The sequence below is a fragment of the Streptomyces sp. yr375 genome, assembly GCF_900110755.1.
Lineage (GTDB): Bacteria > Actinomycetota > Actinomycetes > Streptomycetales > Streptomycetaceae > Streptomyces.
Genome location: NZ_FOFF01000031.1, coordinates 45,071 through 56,970 on the forward strand (window position 1 = coordinate 45,071; position 11,900 = coordinate 56,970).

12 protein-coding genes are annotated in these 11,900 nt (G+C 72.8%); 4 read left to right on the forward strand and 8 right to left on the reverse strand.

From position 1 onward, the window contains the following. Positions 1–19: 19 nt before the first annotated feature. Genes BMZ82_RS26240 through BMZ82_RS26250 form a run of 3 tightly spaced genes read right to left on the reverse strand, consistent with a single transcriptional unit; the run spans position 20 to position 2,555 of the window. On the reverse strand, positions 20–658 hold the full coding sequence (locus tag BMZ82_RS26240) for a hypothetical protein (protein WP_093779861.1): 639 nt from the start codon (positions 656–658) through the stop codon (positions 20–22). A gap of 58 nt (positions 659–716) precedes the next feature. After that, positions 717–1,316: a histidine phosphatase family protein gene (locus BMZ82_RS26245; RefSeq protein WP_093779862.1), complete on the reverse strand. Its 600-nt coding sequence runs from the start codon at positions 1,314–1,316 to the stop codon at positions 717–719. Positions 1,317–1,346: 30 nt separating this feature from the next. Next, entirely contained in the window at positions 1,347–2,555 is a 1,209-nt protein-coding gene (locus BMZ82_RS26250; protein WP_093779863.1) for a pyridoxal phosphate-dependent aminotransferase, read from the reverse strand. 87 nt (positions 2,556–2,642) lie between these two features. On the opposite strand from BMZ82_RS26250, the gene BMZ82_RS26255 reads away from it, so the two are divergent. Continuing rightward, positions 2,643–3,287, forward strand: coding sequence for a winged helix-turn-helix transcriptional regulator (locus tag BMZ82_RS26255; protein WP_093779864.1), 645 nt, complete (start codon positions 2,643–2,645; stop codon positions 3,285–3,287). A gap of 51 nt (positions 3,288–3,338) precedes the next feature. On the opposite strand, the gene BMZ82_RS26260 is transcribed toward BMZ82_RS26255, so the two are convergent. The 3 genes from BMZ82_RS26260 to BMZ82_RS26270 form a co-directional block, all read right to left on the reverse strand. Further along, positions 3,339–4,190: a hypothetical protein gene (locus BMZ82_RS26260; RefSeq protein ID WP_177244675.1), complete on the reverse strand. Its 852-nt coding sequence runs from the start codon at positions 4,188–4,190 to the stop codon at positions 3,339–3,341. Continuing rightward, complete coding sequence (locus BMZ82_RS26265; protein ID WP_093779865.1) at positions 4,190–5,452, reverse strand: VWA domain-containing protein; 1,263 nt, start codon at positions 5,450–5,452, stop codon at positions 4,190–4,192. The genes BMZ82_RS26260 and BMZ82_RS26265 overlap by 1 nt, the downstream gene beginning before the upstream one ends. 79 nt (positions 5,453–5,531) lie before the next feature. Further along, a complete protein-coding gene (locus BMZ82_RS26270; RefSeq protein ID WP_093779866.1) occupies positions 5,532–7,076 on the reverse strand; it encodes an IucA/IucC family protein in 1,545 nt (514 codons plus the stop codon). Between the two features lie 122 nt (positions 7,077–7,198). Between BMZ82_RS26270 and BMZ82_RS26275 the strand changes: the two genes are divergently transcribed. Beyond that, complete coding sequence (locus BMZ82_RS26275; RefSeq protein WP_093779867.1) at positions 7,199–8,758, forward strand: IucA/IucC family protein; 1,560 nt, start codon at positions 7,199–7,201, stop codon at positions 8,756–8,758. A 38-nt stretch (positions 8,759–8,796) separates the two neighbouring features. On the opposite strand, the gene BMZ82_RS26280 is transcribed toward BMZ82_RS26275, so the two are convergent. After that, entirely contained in the window at positions 8,797–9,582 is a 786-nt protein-coding gene (locus BMZ82_RS26280) for an SDR family NAD(P)-dependent oxidoreductase (RefSeq protein WP_093779868.1), read from the reverse strand. Between the two features lie 60 nt (positions 9,583–9,642). Next, on the reverse strand, positions 9,643–10,074 hold the full coding sequence (locus tag BMZ82_RS26285) for an acyl-CoA dehydrogenase family protein (RefSeq protein WP_107487686.1): 432 nt from the start codon (positions 10,072–10,074) through the stop codon (positions 9,643–9,645). A gap of 614 nt (positions 10,075–10,688) precedes the next feature. On the opposite strand from BMZ82_RS26285, the gene BMZ82_RS26290 reads away from it, so the two are divergent. Next, the gene (locus BMZ82_RS26290) at positions 10,689–11,603 is read left to right on the forward strand and encodes a HipA family kinase (RefSeq protein ID WP_093779869.1); all 915 of its coding nucleotides are present in this window, start codon (positions 10,689–10,691) and stop codon (positions 11,601–11,603) included. Continuing rightward, complete coding sequence (locus BMZ82_RS26295; protein ID WP_093779870.1) at positions 11,600–11,884, forward strand: Rdx family protein; 285 nt, start codon at positions 11,600–11,602, stop codon at positions 11,882–11,884. Before BMZ82_RS26290 ends, BMZ82_RS26295 begins: the two co-directional genes overlap by 4 nt. Positions 11,885–11,900: the final 16 nt, after the last annotated feature.

An 11,900-nucleotide genomic window follows, 5' to 3' on the forward strand; every position in this document is an offset into this window, starting at 1 on the left:
ATCGATCTTGGCATGTCTGCTACACGCGGCGGGGGGAAGCCAGCAGATAGCGCGCTCTCGTCCGGGGATCGGTGTGCTCGCCGACCTGCCAGCCCGTCTTCTCCAGTGTCGCCGCGCAGGCCCGCAGCGTCGCGTCGTCCGGCCCGTGCACGGCCACCGCCTCCGGCTGCGGGGTGGCCCGCACCCGGTAGCCGTCCGTGCCCCGCGGTCCGGCGGGGTGGTGGCCGGCCGCCTCCAGGGCGAGCGCGGCGGCCCGTACGAGATGCGTCCGCTCCCAGCCGCAGGGCCGGTCCGTGCCCCCGTCCGGGTTGGTCATCCGGCGCAGCTCCAGCAGCCCCTGCCAGGCACTGTGCACCTCCCGGACCCGGGAGGGACCGCCCGCCCCGGCACCCTCCTCGCCCCCGACACGCGCGGCGAAGACGCCGGTATCACCGGTTTCCGAGTCCGTCGCCGTCGGCTTCGAGGGCTCGGGCACCGCTTCCCGTATCCGATGTCCCGTCGGGGTCAGAAAGTGGTCGTGCGGTGGCCGCGGGTGGCGGAACGCGAGCCCATGTCTGACCAGGGCCGCTAGCTGAGCCTCCGTACCCCGCAGCCGCCCGGTGACCGGATCGGCGGCGTCGATCACCCGCCGCTGCGCGGCGGTCGGCGGTCGGGTCACGGCGTGTGCGCCCCCTCCGGGTGCGTGCCGCCCCTCGGCAGGGCGGCCTTCTCGAAGGCTACGACCCGGGGCTGACATTCCAGGCGGCGATCACCGGTCGCCCGTGCTCGGTGCCCAGCCGGCCGAGCGTTCCTGTCGCCAGTTGGAACAGTGCCCCTGCCGACGGGGGCAGTCCGAGGCGGCGGGCGGTCAGTACGCGTAGGAAGTGGCCGTGTGCCACCAGCATCACATCGCCGTCGGTGGCGGAATGTGCCGCCACTACCTTGGCCAGCATTCGGTCGGCCCGTTCTCCGACCTGCTCGGGTGTCTCGCCGGGGTGGTCGGGTGGCCCGGGTGCGACGCCGTCCGTGAACAGGAACCAGTCCGGCCGGGTGCGCTGGATCTCGGCCGTCGTGACGCCCTCGTAGCCGCCGTAGTCCCACTCGTGCAGGTCCGGGTCGACCTGGACGTCGGGCAGGCCGATCAGCTCCGCCGTCTCCCGCGCGCGCTGCGCCGGGCTGGCGAACGCGGCCCCGATCCGGAGCGAGCGGACCAGCGGCGCGAGCCGCCGCGCCTCCTCGCGTCCGTGGTCGGTGAGCGGGAGGTCCGTCGAACCGGTGTGCCGTCCGGAGCGCGACCAGGAGGTCTCGCCGTGCCGGACGAGGAAAAGATCACCCATGGGTACAGGCTGGCACACAGTCGGCCGGCGCTACTGCCGGTACCCGCTGAGGAACCGTCCGATCCGTCCGATCGCCGCCTCCAGGTCGTCCGCGTGCGGGAGGGTGAGGATGCGGAAGTGGTCGGGGGTGGGCCAGTTGAACCCCGTGCCCTGGACCACCTGGATCTTCTCCCGCAGCAGCAGGTCCAGGACGAACTTCTCGTCGTCGTGGATCGGATGCACCTTGGGATCGATGCGCGGGAACGCGTACAGCGCGCCCTTGGGCTTCACACAGGACACGCCCGGGATCTCGTTGAGCTTCTCCCAGGCCGTGTCCCGCTGGTCGTACAGCCTGCCGCCCGGCACGGTCAGCTCGCGGACGGACTGCCGGCCGCCGAGCGCCGCCTGGATGGCGTACTGGGCGGGCGCGTTGGCGCACAGGCGCATGGAGGCCAGCATGGTCAGGCCCTCCAGGTAGTCCCTGGCGTGCTGCCTGGGGCCGCTGACCACCAGCCAGCCCGAGCGGAAGCCCGCCACCCGGTACGTCTTCGACAGGCCGCAGAAGGTCAGGACCACCAGGTCGGGGGCGAGCGCGGCGGCCGAGTGGTGGACGGCGTCGTCGTACAGGATCTGGTCGTAGATCTCGTCGGCGAAGACCATCAGGCCGTGCCGGCGGGCGAGGTCGAGGATGCCCTCGATGATCTCCTTGGGGTAGACCGCGCCGGTCGGGTTGTTCGGGTTGATGATGACGACGGCCTTCGTGCGGTCGGTGATCTTCGACGCCATGTCGGCCAGGTCCGGGTACCAGTCGGCCTGTTCGTCGCAGAGGTAGTGCACCGCCTTGCCGCCGGCCAGCGTGGTGACCGCCGTCCAGAGGGGGAAGTCGGGGGCCGGGATGAGGATCTCGTCGCCGTCCTCCACCAGCGCCTGTACGGCCATCGACACCAGCTCCGAGACGCCGTTGCCGAGGAAGACGTCGTCGACGCCGACCTCCAGACCCCGTTCCTGGTAGCGCTGGGCGACGGCGCGGCGGGCCGAGAGGATGCCGCGCGAGTCCGTGTAGCCGTGCGCCCGAGGGAGCATCCGGATCATGTCCTGGAGGATCTCCTCCGGCGCCTCGAAACCGAAGAGCGCGGGGTTGCCGGTGTTCAGGCGCAGGACGCTGTGGCCCGCCGCCTCCAGCGCGTCGGCGTGCTCGATCACCGGGCCGCGGATCTCGTAACAGACCTCGCTCAACTTGTTCGACTGCCGGAACTCCATGCGCGCTCGCCCCTCCGGTTCGTTGTGTCGCTTGGTTTTACCAAGTATCAGCTTGGAAAGTCCAACGACATGTCTAGACTGCGTGCCATGTCACCTCGCCGAAGCTACGACCAGTACTGTTCCGCCGCCCGCGCGCTCGACACCGTCGGCGACCGCTGGACCCTGCTGATCGTCCGGGAGCTGCTCGCCGGCCCGCGCCGCTACACGGACCTGCACGCCGACCTGCCGGGCGTGAGCACGGACGTGCTCGCCTCGCGGCTGAAGGACATGGAGCGCGACGGCCTGGCCACCCGGCGCAGGCTGCCTCCGCCGGGCGCGGCCTACGTGTACGAACTCACCGGCCGGGGAGGGGAGTTGCTGCCCGTCCTCCAGGCGCTGGGCACGTGGGGCGAGGGCGAACTCGGCGAACGCCGGCCCACCGACGCCCTGCGCGCCCACTGGTTCGCCCTGCCCCTGCTGCGCGGCCTGGAGGGCGAGGGGCTGGGAGGGGGCGGGGGAGTCGTCGAAGTCCGTTTGGCAGAAGGAGAGTTCCATCTGTTCGTCGGTGCGGAAGGTGGGCCGGTGTACGGCTATGGGCCCGCGCTCGTGGAGCCGGACACGCGGCTCGGCCTCGACACGGACACCTGCACGGCCATCGCCCAGGGGGAGTTGACCGTGTTCGACGCGGTGCGTGCCGGGCGGATCGACGTGAGCGGTGACGGCGCTGTGGCCAAGGCGCTGCGAGAGGCATGAAGGCCCGCCACGATGTCGTGGCGGGCCTTCTGATGATGCGTCAAGCCTGGGTCAGGCGCCTGGCGGTACCTGGCGTGGGCGGCCCGATCCACGGGTCAGCGTGTAGCCGCCGATGCCGGCGAGGGCGGCCAGCATCGCGCCGATCGCGGTCCACACCCAGCGGTCGGACCACCAGCCGGACGCCCACCCGTCGTCCGGCTCGATGCTCGACAGCACGGCCGAGGCCGACGAATCGTCCTTCTCCGCCTCGGACTTGACCGCGATGCCCGGAACCAGCGGCTGCGAAAGCGAACCGTCGACGGCCGCGGCTCCCCCGATGTCCTTGGAGTCCACCCGCAGTTCGGTACTGACCGGCAGGCCCAGGTCGGACGGCTTCAGGTCGAGTACCGTCAACCGCACGTAGTAGGTGCCCGGCAGCGGGTCGTTCGCCCACGGCTCCGACCAGGCGCGGACCGTGCGCAGCACGCAGGTCAGTTCGACGGAGGCCGCGTCGGCCGCGGCGGTGCGGGTCTGGGCGCCGTACTGGCAGGCCTGACGGCGTCGCAGACCGTCGTACACGTCGACCTGCCAGGTCTGCGCGGTGTGCGCCTGAGGAAGCTTCACCGTCGCCTTCACGGTGGGGCGTTGACCCGAGTCCGCCGGGAACGACCAGTACAGGTAGTCGCCCGCCGAGCCGCTCGCCGTCGCCGTCTGGCCCTGGTCGACCTCCGTCGCCGTACGGAACGACGTGCCCGCCTCGGTGGGCGCGGAGCCGCCGCCGGACGGGCTCGCCGACGGGGTGGAGTCGGCGGCGGCCGGCGAGACCGCCGGGCCGAGCGTCAACCCGGCCGCCAGGGCGAGCGACAGGCCCAGCGACAGTCTCAGCGTCGGCAAGGTGCTGCTCAACACACGTGTGATACGCATCAGTTGGTCCTCCAGACCGCTACCCGCCAGCGTGACAGCCAGCCCCACAGGACACCCGCGAGGAAGCCGGCCAGCACCAGGACGCCCAGCAGCCACCAGCCGCGGCCGAGGCCGAAGGAGGCCACGTCGCTCGCCTGCGACGGGCCGTCGACCACGTCCACGGTCAGCTCCAGCGGCATGCCCGGCGTGGTCTTCACACCGGCCGCCGCCGAGTAGGAGTTGGTCACCTGCACGCACACCGTCTCGGCGGGCGCGTCGTCCTCGTCGCTCTCCGCCTTCGGATAGCGCAGACCGGTCGAGACGACGTCGGTACGGCCGTTACCGGCCGCCTCGCCGCGCACGATCTCCCGGCCGTGCGCCGTGACCGCCCGCAGCAGCACCCCGTAGTCGGGGTTCATGGCCCGGTCCGCCGACACGCTCACCGAGGCCCGCAGCTCCTGGCCCGGCTCGACGTCGACCCGGTACCAGCGCTCCTGGCCGAACTCCTCGCGGTCCGTGTACAGCCCGGACTTCAGCGTCGGCGCCTTGGCGCAGGAGGCCGCGCCCTCGGTGGCCACCGGCGTCACCACGGGGTCGGCGGCCCGGTCGACCAACTGGTTGACGCGGTCGGCGAGTTCGTCGGTGTGCTCCACCGACGTGTAGGTGCCGCCGGTCGCCTCGGCGATGCAACTGAGCTGCTGGCGCATCTTGACGTTGGGCACCAGGCCCAGGGTGTCGATGGTCAGGCCGATGCCCTTGGCCGCGATCTCGCGGGCCACCACGCACGGGTCGAGCGGAGCGCAGGTGTCCTCGCCGTCACTGATCAGCACGATGCGCTTGGAGCCGGTGCCGCCGTCGAGATCGTCGGCCGCCTTCAGCAGGGCCGGACCGATCGGCGTCCAGCCGGTCGGCGACAGGGTCGCCACCGCCGTCTTCGCCTCGGTCCGGTCCAGCGGGCCGACCGGGTAGAGCTGCGCGGTGTCCTTGCAGCCCGTCTTCCGGTCGTCGCCCGGGTAGTTGGCGCCCAGGGTGCGGATGCCCAGGAGCACGTTCTCCGGGGTCGCGTCCAGCACCTCGTTGAACGCCTGCTTGGCCGCGGCCATCCGCGTCCCGCCGTCCATGTCCTTCGTCCGCATCGAACCGCTGACGTCGAGGACCAGGTCGACCTTGGGCGCGGTGGCGGTGGTCTCGTCGGCGACCGCCCCGGCCGGGAACGCGATCCCGGCCGCGAGCGCGGCGAGCAGGGCGCAGACGCCCGCCGCCAGCCGTTGTGTTCTGATCATCGGCGGATCCTATTGATCAGAGGCGTCCCGCCACAAAACGGCGACCGGTCCGGTATCGATACTGGTATCGAAAGCACCCTCAGTTCGCGTCCGTGCGCAACGGGTTGGGCAGCAGGGCCCACTGGTCCCCGGGTGTCCCCGGCGACAGCCGCATCAGCGTCAGCGCCTTCGTCGGGAGCGGGTTCTCGCACAGCGCCACGAGGTCCGGGGTGCGCGGCAGGTCCCGTACGGCCGTCTCCAGGGCCGCGCGCAGGGCCGGGCGGCTGCCGGCCGTCGCCGCGAGCGCGCCCGCCACCAGGGAGCCGAACAGCTTGCGGCGCAGCGCCGTCACGTCGTCGGTGAGGATCCGCGCGGGCAGGCCGTCGGGCAGCGGGACGCCGTGCCGGGCCAGCCGGGCCGGGCTGACGCGGATGTCGGCCAGGTCGCGGTAGACCAGCCGCAGCGGCGCGCCCGACGCCGACAGCACGACCAGCAGGTTCTGGCCGTGCGCCTCCAACGCCACGCCCAGCTCCAGCAGTCGCAGTCCGACGGCGAGCGAGAGCCGCGCGAACCGCGCCAACCAGGCGGCAGAAGCGAGCAGTTCGGTCCCGGCGAGGGCCGCCACCGGGACGACGTGCTCGCCCGGCGCGCCGTATTCGCGCGGCGACTCGCGCAACACGGCCGCCAGATCGGGGGAGTCGGCGGTGGCCGCGCCCAGGGTGCGGGTCATGTGCAGCAGGCCGTCCGTGCGCGGCGCAAGGCTCTCCGCGAACGCCGACAGGGTCGCGGAGGCGGCGATGGAGCCGATGGAGATGTCCCGCACCGAGGACGTCAGCCGGGTGCTCAGCGCGGTCTTGACGTGCGGCCCGTCCGGCAGCGCGAGCGTGCGCAGCGACATCAGCGGATGCGCCACGACACCCTCCGCGCAGGACCGCTTGAGCACGTGCGCCGCCTGCCACGGGTGCACCGGGATCAACAGCCGCCCCCCGTCCCGCAGATGCTCCGGCCACGCGCCCGACACCAGGCACTCGCCGGCCGGCACCGGCAGCAGCCCCAGTTGCACCGACGGCCGGTGCTCGGGCCCGTACGCCAACTGCTCGGCCACCGAGAAACCGGGCCGGGTACGGCAGTTGGGGTGATACGGATGCCCGTCGACCACCCGCTGCTCCCACTCCCAGTCGGCCACCGGCCACGCCCGCCGGTCCGCCAACAGGGCATGACCGGGCTCCTGTCCGGCCCGTGACAGTGCCAACGACGCGACGCTGTGGCCGAGTTCGGCGGCGAAGGCCGCGCCGTGCGGCACCCCCAGCTCCGTCATCAACCGCGCCGGATCGTCGTACGCCACCCCCGCCAGCCGTACGTCCGTCACATAGGCGGCGGTCGCGTACGGGTCCGCGCGCGGGCCGTGCAGCCGGCGGCCGTCGCGCAGCCGCACCGAGCTCTCCGCCCCCGGCTCCCCGGGCCCCCTCGACACCTCCCGGCGCTCGATCCAGGGCAGCGGCTCGTGGACGAGGGCCCGCCACAGCCGGGTCAGCACGGCCGCCCGGGCCCCGGGCAGCGCGGCCGCGTACCGCGCGCCGAGAGCGGGGCGGACGGCCTCCAGTTCCGCGGCGACCTCGGCCTCGGCGGTGGGGGAACGGTGCACAGGGGGGCTCCTGGGGGTACGGGTACGGCGTCGACGTCCACGGGTACGACGTCACGGAGGGCCGCGACGCCAGCGATACTGATCGTCTCCGCCCCGAAGAACCGTAGGGAACCAGGGAACCAGTGGATCGCGTGGACCTCATATCCCCGGCCGCCGGGGCCGCCGAGCCCGTGGCGCCCGCCGACGGCGTCGCCGAGCGCGCCGACGCCTACGCGGCCGCGCCGCTGCTCAACTGCCTGCTGCGGGAACTCGCCGAACCCCTGCCCGGCGCGCCGGGCGGCGCGGGCCGGTCCGGGTACCGGCTGCCCGCCAGCGGCCGGCTGCTGCGGGTACGCGGCACCCGGCGGCCCGCCGCGCCCGAGGTGCACACGGCGGGCGCCTGGCACCGCCTCGGCCACCCCGAGCTCGTCGCACTGGTCGCGGACGAACTGCGCCGGCACACCGGGCTGGCCAACCACGAGCTGCCCGCCGAGATGACCGACAGCCGGGACGCGGTCGCCGCGCTGCTCACCGCACGCGCGCGTGCCACCCCGCCGGACTCCCCCTACCTGCGCTCCGAGCAGTCCCTGATCACCGGCCACCCCCACCACCCGGCCCCCAAGGCGCGCGGCGGCGGCCCGCCCGCCGGCTGGCTGCCGTACGCCCCGGAGGCGCACGCGCGCTTCCCGCTGGCGCTGCTGGGGCTGCGCGAGGACCAGGTCGTCGAGGAGGGCGACACCTCCGCACTGGACGCCCTCGGCGAGGCCCCGCCCGGCTACCGGCTGCTGCCCGCCCACCCCTGGCAGCTCGACCTGGCCGGGCCGCGCCTCGCGCCCGCCTTCGCCGACGGCCGCCTGCTGCGGCTCGGCACGACCGACTTCGACGCCTGGCCGACGGCCGCCGTACGCACGCTGTACGCGCCCGAGCGCGACCTGTGCCTGAAGTTCAGCCTCGACGTCCGCATCACCAACGACATCCGCCGCCTGTGGCGCCACGACCTGCTGAAACTGCGCCGCACGGACACGGCGGCGGCCCGCGCCTTCGAAACCTGTGGACCCCCTGCGGTCTGGCTGAGCGACCGCGGCTACCGCACCGCCGCCTTCGCCTTCGAGGAGCTCGCCGCCCTGGTCCGCGACGGTCTGGACGGCCATCTGCTGCCCGGCACGACCCCGCTGCTCGCCGCGGGCCTCGTGGAGGGCTTCGACGGCAGCCCGCTGGCCGCCGCCGCGGACCCGGCGGCCTGGTGGGAGGCATACCTCGCCGTCGTCGTGCCGCCGGCGCTGCGCGCCTTCGCCGACCACGGCGTCGTCCTGGAGGCGCACCTACAGAACACCCTGGTCGCCGTCGACGCCGACGGCACCCCCGTGCAGGCCCTGTTCCGGGACGCCGAGGGCGTGAAACTGCTGCCGGACGTGGAGCGGGCGGCCGGCTGGGAGCGACTGGTGTACTGCCTGGTCGTCAACCACCTCTGCGAGGTCGCCGCGGCCCTCGCCGAGCACCACCCCGGCCTCGACCCCTGGCCCGCCGTCCGCCGCGAACTGGCCCGCCACGACCTCCCCGAGGCCGCCGCCCTGCTCACCGCGCCCACCCTGCCCGGCAAGACGAACCTGCTGCTGCGCTGGACGGGCGCGGACGGCGCGGACGCCCGCTACCTGCCGCTGCCCAACCCGCTGGCCGGGGCCGCCGAGCCGTTCGGCACGTGACCGCGCCGAGGTCCGGCGGCTCCTTGCGAAGGCGCAGGTCAGAGGCCGTAGCCGCCGTCGACCCCCAGGGACTGGCCGGTTATCCAGCCGGCCCGCGGGGACATCAGGAAACCGACCGCCGCGGCGATGTCCTGGGCGGTGCCGAACCGGCGCAGGGCGATGGCGCGCAACGTGGTCCGCAGGACGTCGTCCGGGAGATGACGCTCCTTGAGTTCGTCCCACATGCCCGCCTCGACCGCGCCCGCGCCGACGCTGTTGGCCCGTACGCCGTACCGTCCCTCCTCGGCGGCGACCGCCCGGACGACCGCTTCGACGGCTGCCTTGGGGCCGACCGAGAGAACGTCCCGCTTGGCGTACCGGCGCAGCGCGGCGGTGCTCACGGCGACCACGGCACCGGCGGTGAGGCGCAGTTGGGGCAGAATCGGCTGAAGGACGTTGAAGAAGCCGACGGCGTCCTGGGAGACCTGTTCCCGGAACCGGCCGGGAGCCGTCTCGGACACGTACTGCATGGTCACGAAGGGCCCCGCCGCGTAGACGAGGCCGCCCAGCGGTGCCTCGGCACCGAGGCGGGCCACGAGGTCGGCGGCCGCGGCCTCGTCCGTCAGGTCGAGGGCGTGGACCGACGTGCCGCGGCCTCGCGCCACCACGTCCTCGTAGGTCCGGCGGGCGGCCTCCTCGTTACGGTGATAGGTGAGCGCCACATCGCGGCCGTCGTCGGCGAGGACGCGGCAGACCGCGCTGCCGATACCTCCCGAGCCGCCCACGACGAGCACCTTGCCGGGGGCGGCCTCCGGGCCGTTCCGGGAGGCGGATGAAACCGACATCTGCGGAGTCTCCTGACTGCGGGGGGGGGGGGGGGGGTGGGTGAGGCCGAAGTGCGGATCTCAGAGGGAGCGGGCGATGAGTTCCTTCATCAGCTCGTTCGTGCCGCCGAAGATGCGCTGCACCCGGGCGTCGGCGAAGGCACGCGCGATCGGATACTCCGTCATGTACCCGTAGCCGCCGAAGAGTTGTACGCATTCGTCGACCACGCGGCCCAGCCGGTCCGAGGCCCACCACTTGGCCATCGAGGCGGTGGCGTCGTCCAGCGTGCCGTTGTCGAACCGCTGGATGCACTCGTCGACGAAGGTGCGGGCGACGGTCGCCTCGGTGGCCGCCTCGGCCAGTTTCATCCGGGTGTTCTGGAACCGGATCAGTTCGCGGTCGAACGCCGTCCGCTGTTTGACGTATTCGACGGTGGAGGCCAGCGCCTGTTCCATGATGGCCACGCAGTCGATCGCCACGACCAGCCGCTCGCGCGGGAGTTGCTGCATCATCGAGGAACCCGGTGGCGGATGCGGTCGCGAGCAGGTCGTGGGCGGCGCCGAAGGAGCCGCGGCCGGACGGGGTGCGGGCCCGCTCCCGCAGCCAGCTCCAGACCTCCTCGGTCCGGCCGGGGTCGATCGCCGTGAGGGCGTCGTGTTCGGCCCGGGCCAGGCGGTCGAGCGCCGTGGCACCCGTGCGGGCAGCGGCTCTGAGGGAGGAGGACGAAGGCAGACGAGAGATGCGTGGCATGAGCAACTCCTGCGGGACCGCAGGCGAGTGGCCTGCGTCGGGGCATGTTGTCCCGAGATGTCATCGTTGACGTATGTCATCGTTGACACTGCTTGCGAGGATGATGGACCCGGTCCCCGGTAACGTCAATGCTTTGCGCCCGTCACGCATCGGCAATGCCCGCGGCCGGTCTCTCGCCCGATACCGCTCTACGGCCGCCCGCACCGTGCCCGTTCCGCGGGCGCTCCCCGGTGACGTGCTCGGATACCCGCTTTCCGGCGATCACCCCCGGTTACTATGCTCACTTCCCAGGGCCGTCGACGGGTCGTTCCCGCTGTCGCACCCCTCTGGGGCAGGTCGTGGATCATAAGGCTAAAGAGACAGGTGGCCTGGGAAAATGCTGAGAGAGGTCACCGCGACCCGCTACATCGAACCCCTGCGTGAGGGCGGCTCGCTGCCGGGACTCGTCGAGGCCGACGACCTCGGCACGTACGTCGTGAAGTTCACCGGCTCCGCGCAGGGCCGTAAGGCGCTGGTCGCCGAGGTGATCGTGGGCGAGCTGGCGCGCGCCCTCGGCCTCAGGTTCCCCGAGCTGGTGCTCGCGCACTTCGACCCGGCGATCGCCGACGGCGAGCCCCACCAGGAGGTGCGGGAACTGCACGGCGCGAGCGCGGGCCTCAACCTGGGGATGGACTACCTGCCGGGCGCGCGGGACTTCACCCCGGAGGTCGCCGAGAGCTTCAAGGTCGACCCCCTGGAGGCGGGCCGGATCGTCTGGCTCGACGCCCTCACCGTCAACGTCGACCGTACGGTGCACAGCTCCAACCTCATGGTGTGGCCGACGCTCGGCATCGCGCCCCCGCGCCTGTGGCTGATCGACCACGGCGCGGCCCTCGTCTTCCACCACCGCTGGGACGCCTCCGACCCCGCCAAGGCCTACGACTTCCGGCACCACGCGCTCGGCCGCCACGCGCCCGATGTGCGGGCGGCCGACGCGGAGTTGGCCCCCCGGGTGACGCCCGAACTCCTGCGGGAGATCACGGCCGTCGTCCCGGACGCCTGGCTGGCCGACGAGGAGGGCTTCGCCGGCCCGGACGCCGTCCGGCAGGCGTACGTGGACTACCTCCACGCGCGCGTGCGGGCCGCCGCGGCCTGGCTGCCCACCGACTTCCCCACCCGGGAGGAACTCGCCGCCGAGGAGGCCCAGCGGGCGGCGAGGACACAGGAAGGCCGGCCGAACTGGCTGAAGCGGGTCCCCGACCTGCACGGCAGACCGGCGGCGGAACAGGATTGGTCGGTGCACCTCGGATGACGGATGTCCAGCGCGTGGAGATCGAGTACTGCACCCAGTGCCGCTGGCTGCCCCGCGCGGCCTGGCTGGCGCAGGAGCTCCTGACGACCTTCGAGACCGAGCTGACGGAACTGTTCCTCAAGCCCGGCAAGGGCGGTGTCTTCGTCGTCCGCGTGAACGGCGAGGTCGTCTGGGACCGCCGCGAACAGGGTTTCCCGGAGCCGACGGCGGTGAAGAGGCTCGTACGCGACCGAGTGGCCCCGGGAAAGTCCCTGGGCCACTCGGACCAGCCTGCCTCTTGATGCTCAGTGCTTGATG

Bases quoted from the DNA above. Each gene is read 5' to 3' on its own strand.
- BMZ82_RS26245 (WP_093779862.1), bottom strand. From the start codon at position 1,316: ATGGGTGATCTTTTCCTCGTCCGGCACGGCGAGACCTCCTGGTCGCGC.
- BMZ82_RS26290 (WP_093779869.1), top strand. From the start codon at position 10,689: ATGCTGAGAGAGGTCACCGCGACCCGCTACATCGAACCCCTGCGTGAG.
- BMZ82_RS26285 (WP_107487686.1), bottom strand. From the start codon at position 10,074: ATGATGCAGCAACTCCCGCGCGAGCGGCTGGTCGTGGCGATCGACTGC.
- BMZ82_RS26255 (WP_093779864.1), top strand. From the start codon at position 2,643: ATGTCACCTCGCCGAAGCTACGACCAGTACTGTTCCGCCGCCCGCGCG.
- BMZ82_RS26280 (WP_093779868.1), bottom strand. From the start codon at position 9,582: ATGTCGGTTTCATCCGCCTCCCGGAACGGCCCGGAGGCCGCCCCCGGC.
- BMZ82_RS26265 (WP_093779865.1), bottom strand. From the start codon at position 5,452: ATGATCAGAACACAACGGCTGGCGGCGGGCGTCTGCGCCCTGCTCGCC.
- BMZ82_RS26295 (WP_093779870.1), top strand. From the start codon at position 11,600: ATGACGGATGTCCAGCGCGTGGAGATCGAGTACTGCACCCAGTGCCGC.
- BMZ82_RS26260 (WP_177244675.1), bottom strand. From the start codon at position 4,190: ATGCGTATCACACGTGTGTTGAGCAGCACCTTGCCGACGCTGAGACTG.
- BMZ82_RS26250 (WP_093779863.1), bottom strand. From the start codon at position 2,555: ATGGAGTTCCGGCAGTCGAACAAGTTGAGCGAGGTCTGTTACGAGATC.